Origin of the sequence: Xylanibacter rarus (assembly GCF_001275135.1) — a bacterium.
Lineage (GTDB): Bacteria > Bacteroidota > Bacteroidia > Bacteroidales > Bacteroidaceae > Prevotella > Prevotella rara.
The window spans coordinates 39,629-60,053 of the sequence record NZ_LFQU01000022.1 but is presented as its reverse complement, the minus strand read 5'-3'; the positions used below and the strand labels follow the sequence as shown (position 1 = coordinate 60,053).

Annotated in this window: 15 protein-coding genes and 1 pseudogene; 4 read left to right on the top strand and 12 right to left on the bottom strand. The window is 41.5% G+C overall.

The features are described from left to right. Positions 1 to 803 precede the first annotated feature (803 nt). Complete coding sequence (locus ACU52_RS11050) at positions 804 to 2,285, top strand: endonuclease (RefSeq protein WP_053398818.1); 1,482 nt, start codon at positions 804 to 806, stop codon at positions 2,283 to 2,285. Between the two features lie 642 nt (positions 2,286 to 2,927). Here ACU52_RS11050 and ACU52_RS11045 read toward each other — a convergent pair. The 5 genes from ACU52_RS11045 to ACU52_RS11025 all read right to left on the bottom strand — a co-directional run bounded on the left by ACU52_RS11045 (position 2,928) and on the right by ACU52_RS11025 (position 7,186). After that, positions 2,928 to 3,803 carry an OmpA family protein gene (locus ACU52_RS11045; RefSeq protein ID WP_021854543.1) on the bottom strand — a complete coding sequence of 292 codons (876 nt, stop codon included), beginning with the start codon at positions 3,801 to 3,803 and terminating at the stop codon, positions 2,928 to 2,930. A 249-nt stretch (positions 3,804 to 4,052) separates the two neighbouring features. Further along, positions 4,053 to 4,343 carry a hypothetical protein gene (locus ACU52_RS11040; protein WP_021854542.1) on the bottom strand — a complete coding sequence of 97 codons (291 nt, stop codon included), beginning with the start codon at positions 4,341 to 4,343 and terminating at the stop codon, positions 4,053 to 4,055. A 553-nt stretch (positions 4,344 to 4,896) separates the two neighbouring features. Continuing rightward, positions 4,897 to 5,667 (bottom strand): diadenylate cyclase CdaA, encoded by a 771-nt coding sequence (gene cdaA / locus ACU52_RS11035; protein ID WP_021854541.1) that lies wholly within the window; start codon positions 5,665 to 5,667, stop codon positions 4,897 to 4,899. After that, positions 5,660 to 6,472, bottom strand: coding sequence for a dihydropteroate synthase (locus ACU52_RS11030; protein WP_082335259.1), 813 nt, complete (start codon positions 6,470 to 6,472; stop codon positions 5,660 to 5,662). Before ACU52_RS11030 ends, cdaA begins: the two co-directional genes overlap by 8 nt. Before the next feature lie 228 nt (positions 6,473 to 6,700). Then, complete coding sequence (locus tag ACU52_RS11025; RefSeq protein WP_053398817.1) at positions 6,701 to 7,186, bottom strand: pyridoxamine 5'-phosphate oxidase family protein; 486 nt, start codon at positions 7,184 to 7,186, stop codon at positions 6,701 to 6,703. A gap of 183 nt (positions 7,187 to 7,369) precedes the next feature. On the opposite strand from ACU52_RS11025, the gene ACU52_RS11020 reads away from it, so the two are divergent. Then, a complete protein-coding gene (locus tag ACU52_RS11020) occupies positions 7,370 to 8,668 on the top strand; it encodes a UDP-N-acetylmuramoyl-tripeptide--D-alanyl-D-alanine ligase (protein ID WP_053398816.1) in 1,299 nt (432 codons plus the stop codon). Positions 8,669 to 8,966: 298 nt separating this feature from the next. Here the strand turns inward: ACU52_RS11020 and ACU52_RS11015 are convergent, their stop codons facing one another. Together ACU52_RS11015 and ACU52_RS11010 are read right to left on the bottom strand one after the other, a co-directional pair. Continuing rightward, positions 8,967 to 10,730 carry a GNAT family N-acetyltransferase gene (locus ACU52_RS11015; RefSeq protein WP_053398815.1) on the bottom strand — a complete coding sequence of 588 codons (1,764 nt, stop codon included), beginning with the start codon at positions 10,728 to 10,730 and terminating at the stop codon, positions 8,967 to 8,969. Between the two features lie 514 nt (positions 10,731 to 11,244). Then, positions 11,245 to 11,673 carry an HU family DNA-binding protein gene (locus ACU52_RS11010; RefSeq protein WP_053398814.1) on the bottom strand — a complete coding sequence of 143 codons (429 nt, stop codon included), beginning with the start codon at positions 11,671 to 11,673 and terminating at the stop codon, positions 11,245 to 11,247. Positions 11,674 to 12,130: 457 nt separating this feature from the next. Here ACU52_RS11010 and ACU52_RS15155 point away from each other — a divergent pair. Next, positions 12,131 to 12,319 (top strand): annotated as a pseudogene (locus ACU52_RS15155) (ATPase); the annotation flags it as partial. A gap of 28 nt (positions 12,320 to 12,347) precedes the next feature. On the opposite strand, the gene mcrC reads toward ACU52_RS15155, so the two are convergent. The 4 genes from mcrC to ACU52_RS10990 all read right to left on the bottom strand — a co-directional run bounded on the left by mcrC (position 12,348) and on the right by ACU52_RS10990 (position 17,317). Beyond that, a complete protein-coding gene (gene mcrC, locus ACU52_RS11005) occupies positions 12,348 to 13,400 on the bottom strand; it encodes a 5-methylcytosine-specific restriction endonuclease system specificity protein McrC (protein WP_053398813.1) in 1,053 nt (350 codons plus the stop codon). After that, entirely contained in the window at positions 13,397 to 15,436 is a 2,040-nt protein-coding gene (locus ACU52_RS11000; RefSeq protein ID WP_053398812.1) for an AAA family ATPase, read from the bottom strand. The genes mcrC and ACU52_RS11000 overlap by 4 nt, the downstream gene beginning before the upstream one ends. Positions 15,437 to 15,852: 416 nt before the next feature. Further along, positions 15,853 to 16,281, bottom strand: coding sequence for an HU family DNA-binding protein (locus ACU52_RS10995; protein WP_021854535.1), 429 nt, complete (start codon positions 16,279 to 16,281; stop codon positions 15,853 to 15,855). Positions 16,282 to 16,813: 532 nt separating this feature from the next. Further along, positions 16,814 to 17,317: a hypothetical protein gene (locus tag ACU52_RS10990; RefSeq protein WP_053398811.1), complete on the bottom strand. Its 504-nt coding sequence runs from the start codon at positions 17,315 to 17,317 to the stop codon at positions 16,814 to 16,816. 581 nt (positions 17,318 to 17,898) lie between these two features. On the opposite strand from ACU52_RS10990, the gene ACU52_RS10985 reads away from it, so the two are divergent. After that, the gene (locus ACU52_RS10985; protein WP_053398810.1) at positions 17,899 to 19,218 is read left to right on the top strand and encodes an ATP-binding protein; all 1,320 of its coding nucleotides are present in this window, start codon (positions 17,899 to 17,901) and stop codon (positions 19,216 to 19,218) included. Between the two features lie 352 nt (positions 19,219 to 19,570). On the opposite strand, the gene ACU52_RS10980 is transcribed toward ACU52_RS10985, so the two are convergent. Beyond that, positions 19,571 to 19,804: a DUF4248 domain-containing protein gene (locus ACU52_RS10980; RefSeq protein WP_021965105.1), complete on the bottom strand. Its 234-nt coding sequence runs from the start codon at positions 19,802 to 19,804 to the stop codon at positions 19,571 to 19,573. Positions 19,805 to 20,425 lie beyond the last annotated feature (621 nt).

Sequence of the window (20,425 nt, the reverse complement as noted above, 5' to 3'; positions counted from 1 at the left end):
TCAGGGAGCGTCAGCTCTCAAAAGCGGATGCAAAAGTACGGGGTTTTCACCAAACCGCCAAATGTTTTCTGAAAAAAGTTTTAATTTTAGACCGATTTTAACAGACGTTCACATATTAAGTGCGGATTTTACACCATTTACATTATTATATTTTACAAAAGAAATAAGCTGACTTGTGACACAGGAACAGGACATAAGACAGGACGGAAAGGATGAAAATCATATGCTAATGGCAAAATTCAAAGACCGATGGCAGAATTTAAAGGTAAAACTGAAATCATAAAGCATGAAGATTGACAAAAAGCGAAAACACAAACAACACATTCATGCAAAAAATCGGACAGGACAAAAGTAAAATATTGTATATATGATTTAAAATCCCATTCTGACCGAGAAAATGGCATGAAAGACAAACTTTTCCAAAAGGACAGGAATAAAAACCATTAAGAGCATTGCCACGAAAAGGAGGAATCATAAAAATAATATAAAAGTGTATGATGCAGCCAATCTGCCATTAGGATGCAGACGCGTTAAATTCCGCAACCGGACAGACGCTCTCAGGCGCCTTATTATTTTATTTTGAGAGTATAGCCGTCTGCTTTTCGTTGACACAGCTTTACATGATGACGAAAAAGCAAACGGAAACACGGGCGAATACGAGACGACATATTTAGAATAATGAATAAAAATAGAGGAAAAGGTTGTATGATTAAAAAATATTTCGATACATTTGCAAAATTCATAATACAAGTATTTACAAACAGAAGATTTGTCTAAATTTAAAAACCTGCATTAAGAAAGACATGAGAAAATTTTTTATCGCGGCCATAACAACGGCCATGCTGACGGCAACAGCCGCAATAGCACAGATTCCGCAAAACTATTACAGTTCGCTGAAAGGCAAGAAGGGAGCCGAACTGAAAACGGCAGTGCATAACATAATAAAGAATGCCACTGTGCTAAAATACGGCTCAGGCTCAGGACGCACATGGGAAGGCTTCTACACGACAGACCGCCTGGACGACGGACAGGTGGTTGACCGCTACAGCAACGACAAAAGATACTTCGGCAACAAAGGTCAGGCTGTAAGCGGCATGAACATAGAGCACTCTTTCCCGAAAAGCTGGTGGGGCGGAAGCGAGAATCAGGCATACAAAGACCTGTATAACCTGATGCCGTCGGAACAGAAGATAAACTCGGCAAAATCGAACTACCCGATGGGAAAGGTTAACAACGCCAGCACCGACAACGGATGCACCAAGGTGGGCACGGGCAGCAACGGATATAAGCTGTGGGAGCCGGCAGACAAATGGAAAGGCGACTTTGCGCGAGGATATATGTATATGGCTACGGCATACCAGGACTTTACATGGTCGGGCACGCAGGCCCTGCAGATACTTCAGCAAGGAGACTACCCCACCCTGCGCGAATGGGCATACACCTTATATATAGAGTGGGCCAAGACCGACGGCGTTGACCAGACTGAAGTGGAGCGCAACAACGAAGTGTACAAGATTCAGGGCAACCGCAATCCGTTTGTGGACTTCCCCAACCTCATGGAATATATATGGGGCGACAGCATAGACTATGCCTTCGACCCGGAAAACACCGTAACGACATCTGACTATACAGACAATCCGGACGTTCCTACGGAAGAAACAATATATCAGGCAACATTCACATCAGAAACCGGCAGCTTCACGGCAAAGAACATAAGCGAGCCATACAGCGGATTTGAGGTGTGGACAAGAGACACGAAATATGGATGGAAAGGCACCGGATATGCCAACAACAGGGCATACGCGGCAGAAGCAACGCTGACTTCTCCTGAAATAGACCTTACAGGATTCAGCGAGGCAACACTGACATTTAACCATGCAATAAACTTCTGCAAGTCGCCCGAAAGCACATTCAGCGTAGAAGTAATATGCGACGGAACGACAAACACACTCGACGGAATAACATGGCCGGCAGGCAACAACTGGACGTTTATCGACTCGGGCGAGATATCGCTAAACAGCTATGCCGGAAAGAAAATCAGCATAGTGTTCCACTACAAGAGCAACGACTCGGAGGCAGGAACATGGGAAATAAAAAGAATAACGATAACAGGCAAAAGGACGACAACGGGAATAGACGGCACTACGGCTGACTGCACGCCGGACATGCAAAAGCCATACAAGGCATACACCGCTGACGGACAGAGAATAGCTTCGCCAAAAGACTATAAAGGAATAATGATTATCGTACAGGACGGAAAGACCTGGAAGGTGATGAACAGATAATACTGAAGAAAAAGGCTACCGGCCTGCGCAGCGTTGACAGTATCTTTTGTCTACGCGTGCGCAGGCCGGCAGAACAATAACGGATATCTGAACAGAAGCACGAAAAAGCATAACGACAAGGACAAGACAAAGCATCAAAAAGAAAAGCACGAAAAAGTGTAAGGAAACTGCTCCTGTTTTATTTCAACCAGGCAAAACCAAACGTCAAAAGCGCAAATAGTGAAAGTAAAACCGCATGAATAAGTTTTAAATCATTAACCTATTGTTTTCACCCCGAAAACGGGCCACTTTTGAAGCAAAAACGGCCGCTTTTTTGAATGAAAACCAATGAGTTTTGAGCAACATCCGCACCACATAGTCCAACGCAAGCAATAAACGGCAAGGAAAGAAATGAGAAACTTAACATGAAAACGGCAGCAAGAGCACAAAATAACATGAAAACATATTGAGATGATGCAGAGACATGTAAGCATACAGCACAGCAATCCCCCAAAAGCAAAAACAAATACTATAGGAAAAAGACAAAAGGCAGAAAGCCTAGGGCATTTATGAGAAGAATATAAAAAAAGAAAAAGGCCGGACAAACGGCGCCTGCCGTATGTCCGACCTTATGATTATATTATCTAAGTTCTAATGTTCTGATTATTCAGCACTCTCGGGAGCCTTGTCGATAAGGTCCATGAACTGGTCGAGTTTCGGAGTGATGATAATCTGAGTGCGGCGGTTGCGCTGCTTGCCAACCTCAGTATCGTTAGATGTAACAGGGTTGAACTCGCCACGTCCACCAGCAGTTAGACGCTTCGGCTCTACGCCATACTGATTGATAAGAGCCTGAACAACGCTTGATGCACGGAGACAAGACAAATCCCAGTTGTTGCGGATGTTCTTCATCGCAGCTGAAGATGTGTTTACAGGCACGTTGTCGGTGTTACCCTCGATGAGCACATCGTAGTCCTTATAGTCCTTGATAATCTTTGCAATCTTGCTCAGAGTCTCGGCTGCACGGTCGTTGATCTCGTAGCTTCCGCTCTTGTAGAGCATGTTGTCGGCAAGAGAGATGTAAACAACACCCTTGAGCACCTGAACGTCAACCTCTTTCAGCTCTTCCTTGCTGAGCGAGCGTGTAAGGTTGTTTGTGAGGATAAGGTTCAGAGAGTCGCTCTTGCTCTTAACCTCAACGAGGTGACGGATGTACTGGTTTGACTCGTTGATCTGGTCAACCAGCTTAGAGATGTTCACAGTTGTCTGGTTGCTTGCAGTAAGACTCTTGTCGAGCGAGCTCTGCAGTGCCTCATATGCGCTCTTAGTCTGAGCAAGCTGCTCCTCAAGACTTGTAACGCGCACCTTGCTTGCAGCAAGTTCAGAGTTAGCGTCAGAGAGTTTGCCTTGTGTTTCCTGATATTTATTTGTCAGTTCCTTGTTCTCAAGCTGGCAGTTTTCCAAGTCCTTTTTACTTACGCAGCTGCTCACCATGAAGCATCCTGCAACCAATGATACAATCAATAAATTCTTCTTCATCATAAATTTTCGTTTATTTTTAGGTTATAATTTGTTGCAAATTTACGTATAAGACGGATAAGTTGCGCTAAAGTTGAATGTCATTAGCATTATTTAACGCCAATAAGCGTGTAAAGTAAACAACCGTTAAACCGAAACAGCCATAAGGCACATATAAATTCAATGCACTCCACAGCCTTTTTACATGCCATGAGGTGCATTGAAAATCAGTTATTTAATCTTTTCCGGCAAGCCTGTAGCTGCTGACTTTCAGCAATACTGAAACTGGTTGACAAGCGGACATTTGGCTATCGTCGTAGACAGCCGGATAACCCATGTTCCGTATATCTGCCTAATATTCTGAGGCAAAAGATTAGCATCTCTCAAACCGGCGAGCAGCATTCTTAATGGCTTGCCAGGATTTGGAAGAGAATCGTCTAACAAACCGGCACGGGCCAACTCACGGTTGGCTTCCATGTCGTTAATTTCATTCTTGCCTGCAAGCGACATATACTCGTCGAGACAAGTCTGAATAGCTGAGAAATTTTTAAAATCTATCATGATAACAAACTATAAATTGAGACTTCACAAATATAGTTCTTTATTTTCAGAAATAAAAATACGAGGCATTAAAAAAGCGTTACAATTTCATTTTTTAATTGTTTTCAAGATAAAAATTACTTTTATTAACTAAACAAGCAATATTTTATACTTTTTGTGATACATATTATTGAAACAAAAGCAATTTGTCACCGGAATAGAATCAAAAAGAACATGAAGAATATATGGGAATGATATCAGTTTCAATGTGAAACACGAAGAAAGCCGTCGGCATCAACAAGATAAAAGGAATAAAATAAAACAAAGCAAAATCAGCTGGCAGGATATGTTCTAAATGTTATATAAACATATCGGTGTATTCTGCCGTCTTCTTGTTTTCTATTGTAATATTGTTTGTATTTCCATTAACAGTCCACTATGACCAAGAAAATAAAAAGCGGAAATACAATCAACATAAAACTACAGCCTGCTGAATACTGATTACGGCTGTAGTTAAATGAATCATGACGTCATGGCTTGTGCCTTTCCGGCATCCATGCCATGACGTCATGCATCAGAAGTCAAGTTCACGTGTAAGTATGCTCTCAAGCTGTTCGGCCGACAAACGCAGGTGGAACTGTCCCTTTATGGCCACAGAAATGCGCCCGGTCTCTTCTGACACGACAATGGCTATGGCATCGCTGTCCTGCGATATGCCCATTGCAGCACGGTGGCGCAGTCCGAGTTCCTTCGGGATATCTATGCTGTGGCTCACGGGAAGGATACATCCCGCAGCCCTGATACGCTTCTTTGATATGACCATCGCACCGTCGTGCAGAGGCGAATTCTTGAAGAAGATGTTCTCTATAAGTCGCTGGTTTATGTTTGCGTCGATGATATCGCCGGTTTCAACGATATCGTCGAGCGACGATATTCGCTCGATGACAATGAGCGCTCCGATGCGCGCCTTGCCCATGTTCATGCAAGCCATCACGACAGGCATTATCGACTCCATGTCAACCTTATCCTTATTATCGCCCGAAACAAAGAGCCTTATTATTCCGTTCACGCGACGGTGTGCACCAAGATTATACAAGAACTTGCGTATTTCTTCCTGAAACAATATTATTATGGCAATGACACCCACGCTTACCAGCTTGTCCATAATGCTTCCGAGCAGGCGCATCTCAAGAATCTGACTTACAAACAGCCAGACAACGATGAACACCATGATGCCGATAAACACGTTGAGCGAGCGCGACTCCTTCATCAGTCTGTAAATGTAATACAGCATCAGGGCCACGCAAAATATATCGACAAAATCTTTTATGCCAAATTCAAACATACTTAAATACTTCTTTTACAATAGTAACAGCCTCAACACACGGCTTTACGTCGTGTACTCTCAGAATTGACGCACCCGAATTAATCATGGCAATGGTGTTGACAACCGATGTGCCGTTGAGCGAATGATCGGCATCAGTGCCGAGCAGGCGCGCAATCATCGACTTGCGCGACACGCCGACAAGCAGCGGAAGATTAAACTCGCGCAACTTTCCCAAAGAGGCAAGCAGTTCATAGTTCTGCTCAAGCGTCTTGCCAAAGCCGAAGCCAGGGTCGAGAATCACGTCCTTAACACCAAGAGAATGGAGCGTCTGCACTTCATGAGCAAAGGCCTTCATCATGCTCATTATGTCGGGCTTGACCGACATGAGTATGTAAGGCACGCCAAGACGGGCCACCATCCTGAACATCTCGGGACACTCACATCCGCCTTCGCCGACCTCATCGCCTGCCGTATAAGCCTCGCTGCCGCCGAAAGCACCGTTGACGTTGCCTTCAGATACATCATTTATTATGCCAGCCCCAAACTCTTCAACGGCCATACGGGCCACTTCGGGCCTGAATGTGTCGACTGAAACGGGGGCATCGGGCTGCACGCTTCTTACGGCTTTCAATGCCATGCGCATGCGTTCCATTTCTTCTTCCTCAGTAACATGAGCCGCACCGGGGCGCGTAGAGAAAGCTCCTACGTCGATAATCTTGCCGCCTTCGGCCATTATCTGGTCGGCCCTTGCAGCAATCTCAGCTTCAGTCTGCTTACGGCTGCCGGCATAAAAAGAATCGGGAGTGGCATTGAGAATGCCCATAACACAAGGCTCTGACAAATCAATCAGTTGCCCGTTAACGTTCAATATATATGGAATAAAGCTTTTCACAATATAAATTAAAGAATAAAATTAATCTCAACAGATGGCAAAAATACTCATAAATATTGAGACTCTTTATATTTTTGACGTTTTTTATAAAGAATAAAAACAAGTCGGAAAATATATTTATATCCAAGACGCCTGATTTGGGTTTAAACCTCAATGAGCCTACGGAACAGCCTTACACTTGCCGCTGAACTCAATTATGTCAAGACGTATTATGCCTACACGATGAAACGATTTTTCAGCGGCCTTAATTCCGGCTTCTTTATATTCAGGGGCCAGTTTGTCTATCAGCAGTTGCAGTGCGTGCCTCTTTTCTTCATCATCAAGCACAATTACGGCATTACACTTCATAACCACGCTTTCATATTCGGTAGTGAAGCGAGACGGCAACAGATTAGTATGGCCAACTATGCAGAACGACGCATCCTGATTGTGCGCCAAGGCCCTGAGTTTCTTTCCTTCAGGAGCACAATGTATATAAAGACTGTGTTCGCCGTCCCAAACATAATTCAGCGGCAGGCCATAGGCTCCACCGTCAGCATCGACCATGGACAACACTCCATATTCGCTGTCTCTAATAAGCTGCAAGGCACGCTCTTCGCTGAGCAGGCGGTCCTGGCGGCGCACCGTTTCGTTTACGTATTTCATTTTATTCAAAAAGTTTCAGATTAGCATTTATAACAATATATCTTTTGTTTCATCAATAATTTTTTCTGTATCAACAGAATCACAAAGGTAAGAAAATATGTGCAGAACAGATTATTATTTGGCCGCAAAATTGTCATGGTACGATTTTTTGATGTACTTTTGCACCCAATAAAACTATCACACATGGACATATCAGAATTATACAGAATCTTCACCGAGCATCCGCAGGTTACCACCGACAGCCGCGACTGCCCTAAAGGTTCTATTTTCTTTGCGCTGAAAGGCGAATCGTTCAACGGCAACGCCTTTGCTGCCAAGGCTCTCGAACAGGGCTGCTCGTATGCCGTTATCGACGAAAAAGAGTTTGCCGTTGAAGGCGACAACAGGTATATTCTTACCGAAGACTGTCTGACCACGCTGCAGCAGCTGGCCAACTATCACCGCCGCAAACTTGGAACTAAAATCATTGGAATAACCGGCACCAACGGCAAGACCACGACAAAGGAACTCGTGGCAACCGTATTGGCCGAAAAATATAACGTGCTCTACACTCTGGGCAACTTCAACAACCACATCGGCGTGCCTAAGACGCTGCTGCGCCTAACTGCCGAAAACGACATTGCCGTGATAGAGATGGGAGCCAACCATCCGGGCGAAATCAAGACTTTGGTCAACATTGTCGAGCCTGACTACGGCATAATAACCAACGTGGGCAAGGCTCACCTTAAAGGTTTCGGCTCGTTTGATGGTGTGATACGCACCAAGGGCGAACTCTACGACTATCTGCGCGAGCACAACGGCAAAGTGTTTATACACAACGACAACGAACATCTGCTGAAAATTTCAAGCGGACTGAACCTTATAAAATACGGCACCACAGACAGCGATGAACTTAGCGTATGCGGAGAGTTCCTGTCATGCGACCCGTTCCTCAACTTCAGATGGCGCCACGGCAAAGCCCAGTGGAACGAAGTAAGGACTCACATGATTGGCAGCTACAACATATACAACATGCTCGCTGCAGCATGTATAGGTCTTTATTTTGATGTTACCGAAGAGCAGATATGCCATGCACTTGCCAACTACGTGCCTACCAACAACCGCTCAGAACTGGAGGTTACGGCAAACAACGAACTGATTATCGACGCATACAACGCCAACCCGACAAGCATGGAGGCTGCACTGAAGAACTTCAGAGAGATAAAGGCCGACCACAAGATGGCCATAATAGGCGCAATGAAGGAACTTGGCGAAGTGAGCGACGAGGAACATCAAAAGGTTGCAGACATGCTGAAAGCCTTAGATATCGAGCAGGTGTGGCTCGTAGGAGATGAGTTTAAATCTACTGACTGCCCGTTCCGCAAGTTCAACAACGTTGAAGAGGTTAAGCAAGCCATTGACGAGAACAAGCCTGAAGGTTTCTGCATACTCATCAAAGGCAGCAACTCTACAAAACTTTACGAGCTGAAAACGAAACTCTAAGAAGTGAAAAGATAAAAGTGAAAAGTGAAGAATCCATTAGCCATTGTATTAAAGCAAGATAGCTAATGGATTTTTCACTTTTATCTTTTCACTTTTAACCCAAATCTGGCATTAGTATTCAGCCGGGATTTTTGCTTTATATTGAGCGGATTTTCGTTAGATTTTTCGCAGGCATAGCGGGCTATGTCAAGAAAAAGCGAACAAAAAGATGCCAATAGAAACAAAAATACGGACTGAAAGCATGAATGCACGAAATAGATAAAGCTATATGCGGTCTAATGACTGATTTGGGTTTAACTTAATTCAGCATCAGGTTCATTTCCGCCCCTACGCCATCAAACAGAAATTCTGCCAGGCCGTTTATTGTCAGCTTCAAGGCATCGGCGTAAGGTTCATCCGTCTGACGCACCTTTCCGTTCTTTATTACATAGTAGGCATTATTCATCGGAATGTCGGCATCACCTTCAACCCTCAGCACCATATCTTTGTCAGGATTCAGTTCGGCATACAATTCCAGAGCCTTCTTGGCGTTTATCACGCGCAACATGGCCTGAATGTTTTTGGCCTGCGGACGATATTCATCACCTGCCAGGCGTATGTCTTCGCGTATAACCTCATAGCCATCTTCATCATGCAGAAGCACACAACGCTTTGCGCGCTGAATGCGGTCGAACTCTTCAAACGACGTAGCCATGGTATCTGCCGGCGGAGGCGTGCATGTCATCACGCGGGCATAGCCGCACTTCTCATACCATTCATATAGCCAGTCTTCGGCAGGAATAAGAGAAGCAAACACTATTTCCCTGTAATATACACGGAAATGGGCCTGCCGCATCAGGTTGTTGCCTATGTCCTGACGGCGATATTCCGGCCGTGTGCTCACTCCGCTTACATATACAGTCTTCACCTCACGTCCGTCATAAATCATGGTGTAAGGCAATGTCTGCAGCGCAGCCACCACCTTTCCGTCTATCTGGCAGCACACGTTATACTCGCTGCGGTAGACACGCGAGAAGTAAAGGTCGATAAACTTGTCGGGATCGTTGAACACCTGTTTCCATATCTCACGCGTTTCTTCCTTTATGCGGTCCTGATCTTCAAATGCCGCCAGCGGATGTTTCTCCATTATCACGTTCTTCTCAAGCAGGATGTCGGGCTTATACGACAGTTTGGCGCGTCGCAGTCCTTCGTCGCCCATATCCTCCTCACGGTTGATATAATAATACTGCTCGGGCAGATGCTTCACAAACTCCTGGTTTATTATCGTGAACGCTCCTTCATAGTTTACGTCGGCCTTCTCAACGCACACGTCAAACGTACACTGGTTTATCGGGCAGCCGAAGGTGAAGGCCACAAGCTTGTCGCCTACAAATATTGTTCCGCCCACAAGTCCCAGCCTATCCCATCGGTTAAATGCCCGCGTCATTGAGCGCAGTTCCTCTGATAGGTCCTCATCGGGCACATCTCCGTTGTCGTCTTTCGACGTGCGGCGCCACTGCCGTTCCAGTTCGAGGCATTGCGGAATAAGGTCGGGCGTAAGCTCGCGGTATATGTAGTCAGGATAAAGGTTCTTAAACTTGTTTATGTGGTTGCGCTTGCTCTGCAGTTTCTTTCCCGAAAGGTTTATCAGCTTGTCGCGAGTGTAGATATAGTCGCTGAAGTCGCGGTCGGGCTTTATGTCGAACGTGTCGGGAAAATGCTCCTCAATGATGTCACGCATATAGTTGCACACGCCAAGCATCAGGAACGGATGTCCCATTGCTATCGAGTCGTCGCGTATTGCACGTATCACGCTCACCGAGCATTCGTCACACGGCTCCACCTTAAACGTTCCGTCTTCTTGCCGCTTCGGCCGCGGCACAGGCATCATGTAGGCCAGATGATGTCCCATGTAGAAACGGAACACCAGATAGTCGTCCACTATCGCAAACTGTGTGTTGTAAAGAAAGCGCCAGCTTATCAGGTTCGAGAACGACAGGTCGCAGTTTTGTCTTTCGCCCCAAAGCGTAAAACTCTGTATCAGTTCCTTGTCGTCTTCTGTTATATCCTTAAACTTTATCATAAAAATTGTCTGTGTTTCAATTGGCAAATTTATAAAAAATAGATGTAAACAACATCAATGCACCGATAAAAAATTCAGGTGCACAAACAGTCCTGAGCAGCCAAGGCAGGAGCTAAATGTCTGACTGTCATAAGATATACTTCACGACACGCTTCCGTTTTATTAACAAAGTTGACAGACATCGGCCAGCTTAAATCTGCATGACCAATGCCCGTCAACGTTACAAAACCCAAATCATCATCAGACCGCATATAGTTTTGTCTATTTTATGTATTTCTGCCTCCATCCGTCTTTTTGTTTCTTTTGGCGCAAGGTGCTAAGCGCAAACGAAGTTCAGCGCCAGCTAATTGTTAATTATGAATTGTTAATTATGAATTATAAAAGTGCCTGCGAAAAATCAAACGAAAATCAGCTCTACACAAGGCAAAAATACAGGCAGAATCATAACTCCAGATTTGGGTTAACACAATGAAAGTAAGCTTCTTAATGTTTATGGCAGCTTCACTCTACTGCATTACGGCATCTCTACTTCGCTGCCCTCGCCTACCGTATATTGTGAGAACTGCTTGGTCTTTGCCTCGCGTGTCAGCACTGATGAGCGGAACACTCCTGTTGAGCGTGCTCTCAGGCGAACGCTGTCGATGTTGGCAGAGGCGGTGAACTCTTCGGGACTGTTGGCCGGCAATGTTCTCAGACCTGCCGAGAATATGGCCAAGTCGTCCAGCTTAACGTTCTTGCCGTCCATCACGAGTTCCTTGATACATGCTATCATGTCTTTCAGCACTCCGTGGATAACACCGGCTGAGAACGGCGAACTGTGTGATGACATATGAGACGCCAGCTTCTCAGTGTCGTAAGTTTCCTCGCACACCGCGCGTGCATACCATTTACCGTTTGTGTTACTGTTTGAATTGCGGTTCTGATAAAGTTTATACCTAATCATGTTTCTTTCCTTTCTTTTTGGTTGTTATACATTATTTGTTTATTATCTCTCATGCCTTCCAGAACTGCCGCTACATTCATTTCCGCCTGCCGGCTGTGGCTTTAATGTCCGTGCTGCCTTGTTCCTTTCGACATTGCAAAGATACAACAACCAATTTCGCGTTTGCAGATTGCTGCAGGTTACGAAAGGTTTAAGAGGATTGTTGGTTGTAAAGGATAAGAAAGCATGGCAATGTTCATAAAAAAACTGACGTTCATACTAAGAATTTTCGATTTTCAGCTAATACCTATTATAAATATTTCAGCCGTCCGCCTGCTCGTAATACGACACGCCACTTGCTATACTTTCATAAAGTTATAAAGCTGAATAACATCATTACAGGAAAATACGCTATATTTGCAGTAGCGAAACAACCATTTCGGAAACGGCTGTTTCGGAAGTTGAAACAAAAGGAATAAAAAATGAAATTGACATTGTGGCCAAGAACGAACTGAACAATGAAGCTACTTTTTTCGAGGTAAAACGTAAAGCCGCAAACATTGACATAGAGGTGCTGAAACAAAAAGCAGCAGTTTTTCTGCGTGCCACTGGCGAGTTCAAGGGGTATGACATATCCTACAAGGCACTGTCAATGGATGATATGTAGTATAAATGTCACAAAGAACGCCACAAATCTAGTCCGTGCTACAATAACTTATAAGTTTATCTAATTGGGCCTTAATACCTTCAAATTTCTGATTTAAGTCTAAAGTCTTGACATAAATTGTATTACCCGTATTATAATTAACCTTACCATCAGGCACCACTTCTTCTTGTGTTTTAGCATATAACAGCATACCATCAACCATTCCGGTCAATTTACAATCATAATTCATAACGTATGTAAACACTTGGTTAAGATTATGAGAATGCACTGTTCGCTTGCCATAGTGTTCCTGCCATGTCTTGCCATAATACTTAGCATCTATTATCAAGGTTCTACCTTTCAATTCGAGCAAGATGTCTGTTTGAAGAATTGGGAGTATGCTAACGGTTGAGGTTTCTTTGTCAATGTTCCAATCAATTTGCGCTGCCCTTGCTTTTGTCTCTGGATGGTGCCGTTTAAAATACTCTAAAATAAACTTCTCATACAATCGGCACATATGTTCGTCAGAAAATGTATTCATCATATATTCACCTTTCTCTGTTGTAAGCAACATGTTATCAATTACGAAATAACAAATATACATCAACATTCTGTACGTCTTGCAATTTCTGTCGAAACGCATCGTATTCCATTTTATATTCTTAACCTCTATCGCAGAGACATCCATAAAATAAGGCATCAGTTTTTTCAGTGCAACCTTACGTGCAGGTTTAACATCCTTGTGCTTCAACAATATATAGGCTGTTGCTTTCAGTATCTGATTAAACTTATTATCAACTGAAAGTTCATCAAATTCACAACCAAGTTTATTATTATGGTTTATGAAATTTCGTATTGTACTATTTATATCCAGCTTCCCTTTAAGCGCGGAAAGCGTGTCATTATACTGAACATAATCACGATGAAGGCCCTGTTTCAATTGATAAGAGATTCCACAGGCAAGGATTTCAGCAAACAAATCATATATGTTGTCGAAATCCTCCCCGGCAATCTTTTCGTAATTATTCCTACGCAACTCTTGAAAAGCATACGTCAGCATATAGAATATATTACGAATCAAAATTCCTTTATCGTTTGTCATTTCAGCAATGCTTTTAATATGTTTGATTGTTGTTCATATTGCTTTATATCGTCGAACCAATATTCTTTAAGCATAGGCAGAATATCATAGTCTATAACATTCTGAAGCCATTCTATATTAACCTCTTTCTGATTACAGAAATAACTATGACCGATGCAGAAGCCTTGTCCTAAAGAGTCATCTTTGCTTATAACATCATTTAATTTAACTATGCCGTCAATGATATTATCAAACTGTTTATTATCTAACTTTTTCTGATACGCTTTAAAGCCTTCTGTCTGAAAGGCCGGTATCATATCAAAGAAACTGAAACGGCGGCGTAAGGCATAGTCTATCATTGCAAGACTTCTATCTGCCGTATTCATCATACCGATGATATACAGATTACGTGGCACGTCAAACAATTCATCACTATAAGCAAGTTTTATAGACTCTCCACGATAATCATTTTCTATTAACATCAGGAGTTCACCAAATATCTTACTTAAATTGCCACGGTTTATCTCGTCTATAATAAAGAAATACTTACTGTCAGGGGCTGCTTTTGCCTTTTTGCAGAAATTATAAAATATCCCACGTTTCAGATAGAAGCCGCCTTCTTCATTTGGTCTAAAGCCCATGATAAAATCCTCATAAGTATAACTTTGATGAAATTGTACAAACTCTACATGTGATTTATCAACTTCGCCAAGTATTGAATAAGCCAGTCTTTTCGCGGCAAATGTCTTACCCACACCTGGAGCACCTTGAAGTATAACGTTCTTTTTAGTTAGCAACAATGATTTTAGACGAGCATATTGACTTTTATCCATAAATACGTCGTTCAAAAAACTTTCTTCATCATAAATATCATTCTTTTGCTCAACCCTGACAGGATTATCTTCCCGGATTATATCCATTATGATGTTGTATTCATCTTCTTTGAGTTTAAAGAAAGATCCTTGCTGATTTTTCATATATTCCATGTCTGCCAATTCTGGAATACTCTTGATTTTTGAATAATCAATTGGAACAGGCAAAGACTCTGTCTTGCGGATATATATTAATTTCCCATCATTTGGCTTGGCTATTTCTGCCAATGCCACAATCTGTTTTGTAGGAGTCGACTCATATCCAATGACCATATCGCCTTCCTTTGCGTCAAGAAAATTCTGAAAGATACGCCTGCGATTGCCATTATCATTATATAAAGTATAATCTTGAATTGTTCCGACTTGCATATTAGCAATACTCCATATTTTAGGATTTGCAACCAGCCACCAATAATTACGGCCGGATGTTGCTTCTGATAATGTGGCAACGTTATTATTAACAACCATATCATTTAAACTTTTTACCAAATCTGTGTTTTTACTAATATCACTCAAATTCGTTAAAGGTTGTTTTGCTATAGAATAATTCCATTCGTCGTTATGTATCCAATTAACATTTTCCTTACTTCTGCTCATTATTTTAAGCAATTCATCATAAAAGGCATACAAATCTTTATCACCTTTTTGGCTCAGAAGATATTCATATAATTCCGCTCTTGAAGTTTTTTTTGCAGTAGACAATCCAAAATGTTCTGCCAACGGAACAAGCCATCCATCCTTATCGTATATAGGCAAAAGTCGTTCATTAGAATAAAGAAATGCTATTTTCCATATAATCAGTGGTCCCAACACCTTCTCCATTTCTAAATTTTCTATTTTACTCCAATCCCCAAGTTGTGCAAACTTTACTATTTTTATAATAGTATTTTTAATTAACGCAAATACTTCAACAGCAGTTTTACCCAAACGGCTATACCAAGAATAACTCTCATCATGAGAATACATTTGTTTATTATCAGTTGGAGCCTTATTAAACTTGAATATTCCAAATTTGTATGCAGATCCACCTCTGATAGAACCCAATTCATACGTTCTAAATTCTAGCCAATAACAGAACGAACTTGCTTTATCAAGATTCGTATATTCATCCAATGTCATGTCCTTCAAGCTCTCTATTGGAAAGGTCTCTTGAAATTGTCTATATAATAGTCTACGGTCTTGCATAATAATTTCAATTTAAGTAATGTGGACTCAACGAAATACAATTTTTTGTAGATTTAGCAATTAGCGAAAATTGTTATAAATTTATCACACTGAGAATTAATAAATTACAAGCAATAATCGCAGTAATCCACCTAGACAAAGTTACTGATTTTTTCTTTATCGCGAGTAAATTCTACAAAGTTTTTAATGTTATAAAATGAAACACCCATCACAACTATAACAAAAACAGGCAAAGCCCAAACATTCATCACCTGTAACAAATGTCATACATTCATTATGTCCATAAACACTTGTCCGTATTATAAAAATTTACGGACACCGGCCTGCTTAAATCAGCGCGGCCAATGCCCGTCAACATTATTAACACAATGAAAGTAAGCTTCTTGAAAGGATTATGGCAGCTTCACTCTACTGCATTACGGCATCTCTACTTCGCTGCCCTCGCCTACCGTATATTGTGAGAACTGCTTGGTCTTTGCCTCGCGTGTCAGCACTGATGAGCGGAACACTCCTGTTGAGCGTGCTCTCAGGCGAACGCTGTCGATGTTGGCAGAGGCGGTGAACTCTTCGGGACTGTTTGCCGGCAATGTTCTCAGACCTGCCGAGAATATGGCCAAGTCGTCCAACTTCACGTTCTTGCCGTCCATCACGAGTTCCTTGATGCATGCTATCATGTCTTTCAGCACGCCGTGGATAACACCGGCCGAGAACGGCGAACTGTGTGATGACATGTGAGCCGCCAGCTTCTCTGTATCGTAAGTTTCCTCGCACACCGCGCGTGCATACCATTTACCGTTTGTATTACTGTTTGAATTGCGGTTCTGATAAAGTTTATACCTAATCATGTTTCTTTCCTTTCTTTTTGGTTGTTATACATTATTTGTTTATTATCTCTCATGCCTTCCAGAACTGCCGCTACGTTCATTTCCGCCTGCCGGCTGTGGCTTTAATGTCCGTGCCGCCTTGTTCCTTTCGACATTGCAAAGATACAACAACCAAATTCGCGTTTGCAGATTGCTGCAGGTTACGAAAGGTTTGAGAGGATTGTTGGTTGTAAAGGATAAGAAAGTTAGATAGAAATTGATATATTCATCATTTCAACCATGTTTTTACAGATGGCATAAAAAGATTTATTTCACACCTCTATCCTAGGAAAAAACAAAATCAGCTTTTCTACTATGTAAGCAGAAAAACTGATATGCCAGTTATAAACGATCTTTATGTGACTTACTAGTAAACTTAAAAGAAAAACTTTCATCAACACATATCGTAGTAGACACAAATGTTCAATGAACATAAGAATAGCATTAAGCTAGAAGGGAAAGCAACCAAATTTTAAAATATGAATACGAATAATTTATATTTAAGATTATCTAATCATTCAACAGGAACCTCCGTATTTGCAATAACGGTAGCAGTTGCATTATATCCTTCAGGAAGAACAGCTTTTGTACCTGGTATAAAAATACATGGCCATACAAATAATGCTGTAATTACAGCCAAAGGTGTACGATTTTTACCAGACACACGAACATTACCTGACAATGGAACATTTGTTCCATCGGCAAGTGTCAGACTTCTAAAATCAACAGAAAGTCTACCTTTAGTACCAGCAAGTGATGATTTTTTAGCCTCTGAAACCACACCATTTGCAATAGTACCGGCAGGAATAAGTACAACACCACCTCTCTTCACATCACTTAAAACAGTAAATTTAACATCATCGCCCACTTCCACATCTCTGGCATAAACTGTTTTAATTGATTTAAGCTCAATAACTGTACCCGACTTGACTTCAGCTACTTGCTTTTGTGCATAAACATTTACTTGTGACATAATAAGTCCCATTACAAATGCCAATTTCAAAAAGTGTTTTTTCATTATTACAAAATTTGTGACATTCAGCCCTAAAATGTCATATTTTAAACCATAGAAGCGTGGGGCTAATATGCGACATCTTCAATGGAGGTCCTGAGAAAACCTTTAGATACAGATACACAGATAGCAACCCACGCTATGCGTGAGAACCATCATGCCATCCTTGTATCTAATTAGAAATTTCTCAGGTTTCCATTGACAAGACAAGCATAACGCTTCTTCTTTTTCATAAACATTGGAAAGAGTCGCCTCTAACCAAATGCAAAGGTAGAGAATTTCTATGAAAATCTTTAATTATAAGAAACAAATTCAGCATTATGATACATAATAATCTATTTATTGTTTCTTTCAACATTGCAAAGATACAACAATCAATTTTTAAGTTTGCTGATTGCTGTAGATTACGAAAGGTTAGAGAAGATTTTCGGGTATAAAATATTGATCTGGTAATATTTATACTTGTTATATTTTACAGAATTATAAAGCCTAACAACAGAATTACAGAAAAAAACGCTATATTTGCAGTAGCGAAATGACCGTTTCGGAAACAGTCGTTTCGGACGTTGGGATAAAAAGAATAAAATATGAAATTTTTTGATAGATCAGAAGAAATAGCATCTCTGCATGAAATTCGTGAGATAGCAAAGAATAACGCACAATTCACAGTAGTGACAGGACGTCGTCGCATAGGCAAGACATCTCTTGTATGGAAAGCGTACGAGAACGAACCTATCCTTTATTTCTTCGTTGCCCGCAAAGCTGAAAGTGACTTATGCGAGGATTATCAGCTTGAAATCGAAAATAAGTTGGGAATACCGACAATGGGGCGGGCTGAACATTTTACAGACATATTTGAATTTCTGATGAAACTTTCCATAGACCGTCCTATAACGCTGTTCATTGATGAGTTTCAGGAATTCTTCCGCGTGAACAAGTCGGTATACAGCGACATGCAACGTATCTGGGACATTTACAGTAATAAAACCCATATCAACCTGATTGTTTGCGGTTCTATTTATTCCATGATGACAAAGATATTCAAAGACAAGAAAGAACCATTATATAACAGGCAGACACGTTTTATGACAGTGCGTCCATTTACTCCATCCGTACTAAAGGAAATCCTGACAGAATATAATCCCGATTACACAGCAGAAGACTTGTTGGCTTTATATTCATTTACCGGAGGTGTGGCAAAATATGTACAATTGCTTGTAGATGCTGGAGCTACGACCAAAGAAAAAATGCTGAATCAAATCGTAAAGGCCGATTCCATTTTCTTAGGAGAAGGCAAAGCCATACTTATTGAGGAGTTTGGCAAAGACTACGGTGTTTATTTTTCAATTCTATCAGCTATAGCAAGAGGCAAGACATCCCGTTCGGAAATAGAAAGCGTGGTAGGTAGGGAAATCGGTGGCTACCTGACAAAACTGGAAAACGAGTATGAGGTTATAGCAAAAAAACAGCCTTTGTTTGAAAAAAGTTCCACCAAGAATGTCCGCTATACAATAGAAGACAACTTCTTCATATTCTGGTTCCGCTTTATCTACAAATACAGCTATATGCTGGAAATAGATAACTACGAAAGTATGAAAGCGATTATAAACCGTGACTACGAAACATTCAGTGGCCTGATGCTCGAACGCTATTTCAGACGCGTGCTGATTGAACGTAAAGCCTATACACGGATTGGCGGATGGTGGGACCGCAAAGGTGAAAATGAAATTGACATTGTGGCCGAGAACGAGCTGAACAATGAAGCTACGTTTTTCGAGGTAAAACGTAAAGCCGCAAATATTGACATAGAGGTGCTGAAACAAAAAGCAGCAGCTTTTCTGCGTGCCACTGGCGAGTTCAAAGGGTATAACATATCCTACAAGGCACTGTCAATGGAGGATATGTAATATAAATGTCATAAACAGCATGAAATCCTTCAGATTTCATCGTCATCATAGATCTGTTTTGTAACAATCTCCACTGCCGTAGCTAATCAGCTTAAAGCTTTACGGTAATTACAGAAATGCTGTATCCTATATACTTTTTCTTCATTCATTGTTTAACTTTTTAGGCAAATTTGATTGTTTTGACAAATATATCAATATCATGCGCACAAAACATTATATTATCCATACCTTCATAATCAGTTATTAAGTAATTCTTAACAACTGAATTATCATGTAACCCACTGTTATCCAATAACTTTACAATACCAACGCTTTTATTCATCAAATAGGTAATAAAAGTTAGAATATATTTTCACGGCTCCCCCAACGCCTCAACAATCTCTTTTACCTCGGCAGGTGTCCATGTGCGCGACTTGCCGCTGCCTAACGTCTCGAGACGGGCGGTGAGGCCGGGACTTAGGGTTATCCACTGGCGGAGCTTGCGGTAGGCGGCACCGGGAGTCAGTGTGGGACAATAAAGCTGGGCTAGTTCTGTGCGGCCATAGGCGCGGATCCTGAATTCAATCTGTGTCTGTGTATCTTTCATGATATTTATGTTTTTGTTTGTTATCCTAATTTATTTTGCTTACGCCGTCCGGCTTAATCATAAAACTACTTTTGCTGACATTATAATATTATACAGCCGGGCGCTTATCTTGTGCAAAGATAACGCAAATCGAGAGCAGAAGCATCAAGCTTGCTTGAATGTTATGCCGAGATGCAGATTATCTTATTGCAAAGATAACACATCTTGAAAGAGAATGCAAATTTTAACACGCTAGACATCACGCTAGATGTTTACAACAAACTGATTTTCAAATTATTACAAAGCCAACAAATCAGCACAATGTAAAGATTTAAGAACATTGACATGGTGAATCAGCTAAGATCAAATCAAATTTGGCGACATCAAAAAGTAGAATAAATTTTGACAAGGTCCAAAAACTGAAAGGAAAATCGTGGATTATGATTAACATAAACGTAAAAAGAATACAGATTAAAGAGTAACTGTAAGCAAAATCATGTGTATTGGTTTCAAATCATTAACCTATCGTTTACGGGTCGTAAATGGGCCACTTTTGATGCAAAAGTGGGCCGTTTTTTAGTCGTAAATCAATGTGTATTCTGACGAAAGTTAAAAAAGAAAAGTGAAAAGTGAAAAATCAAA

Coding starts and splice junctions, on each gene's coding strand:
- ACU52_RS11015 (WP_053398815.1), bottom strand. CDS start 10,730: ATGATAAAGTTTAAGGATATAACAGAAGACGACAAGGAACTGATACAG.
- ACU52_RS11040 (WP_021854542.1), bottom strand. CDS start 4,343: ATGATAGATTTTAAAAATTTCTCAGCTATTCAGACTTGTCTCGACGAG.
- ACU52_RS11045 (WP_021854543.1), bottom strand. CDS start 3,803: ATGAAGAAGAATTTATTGATTGTATCATTGGTTGCAGGATGCTTCATG.
- ACU52_RS11030 (WP_082335259.1), bottom strand. CDS start 6,472: ATGGGCATTCTCAATGCCACTCCCGATTCTTTTTATGCCGGCAGCCGT.
- ACU52_RS10995 (WP_021854535.1), bottom strand. CDS start 16,281: ATGATTAGGTATAAACTTTATCAGAACCGCAATTCAAACAGTAATACA.
- ACU52_RS10980 (WP_021965105.1), bottom strand. CDS start 19,804: ATGAAAGATACACAGACACAGATTGAATTCAGGATCCGCGCCTATGGC.
- ACU52_RS11025 (WP_053398817.1), bottom strand. CDS start 7,186: ATGAAATACGTAAACGAAACGGTGCGCCGCCAGGACCGCCTGCTCAGC.
- ACU52_RS11000 (WP_053398812.1), bottom strand. CDS start 15,436: ATGCAAGACCGTAGACTATTATATAGACAATTTCAAGAGACCTTTCCA.
- ACU52_RS11010 (WP_053398814.1), bottom strand. CDS start 11,673: ATGATTAGGTATAAACTTTATCAGAACCGCAATTCAAACAGTAACACA.
- ACU52_RS10990 (WP_053398811.1), bottom strand. CDS start 17,317: ATGAAAAAACACTTTTTGAAATTGGCATTTGTAATGGGACTTATTATG.
- mcrC (WP_053398813.1), bottom strand. CDS start 13,400: ATGACAAACGATAAAGGAATTTTGATTCGTAATATATTCTATATGCTG.
- ACU52_RS10985 (WP_053398810.1), top strand. CDS start 17,899: ATGAAATTTTTTGATAGATCAGAAGAAATAGCATCTCTGCATGAAATT.
- ACU52_RS11050 (WP_053398818.1), top strand. CDS start 804: ATGAGAAAATTTTTTATCGCGGCCATAACAACGGCCATGCTGACGGCA.
- ACU52_RS11020 (WP_053398816.1), top strand. CDS start 7,370: ATGGACATATCAGAATTATACAGAATCTTCACCGAGCATCCGCAGGTT.
- cdaA (WP_021854541.1), bottom strand. CDS start 5,667: ATGTTTGAATTTGGCATAAAAGATTTTGTCGATATATTTTGCGTGGCC.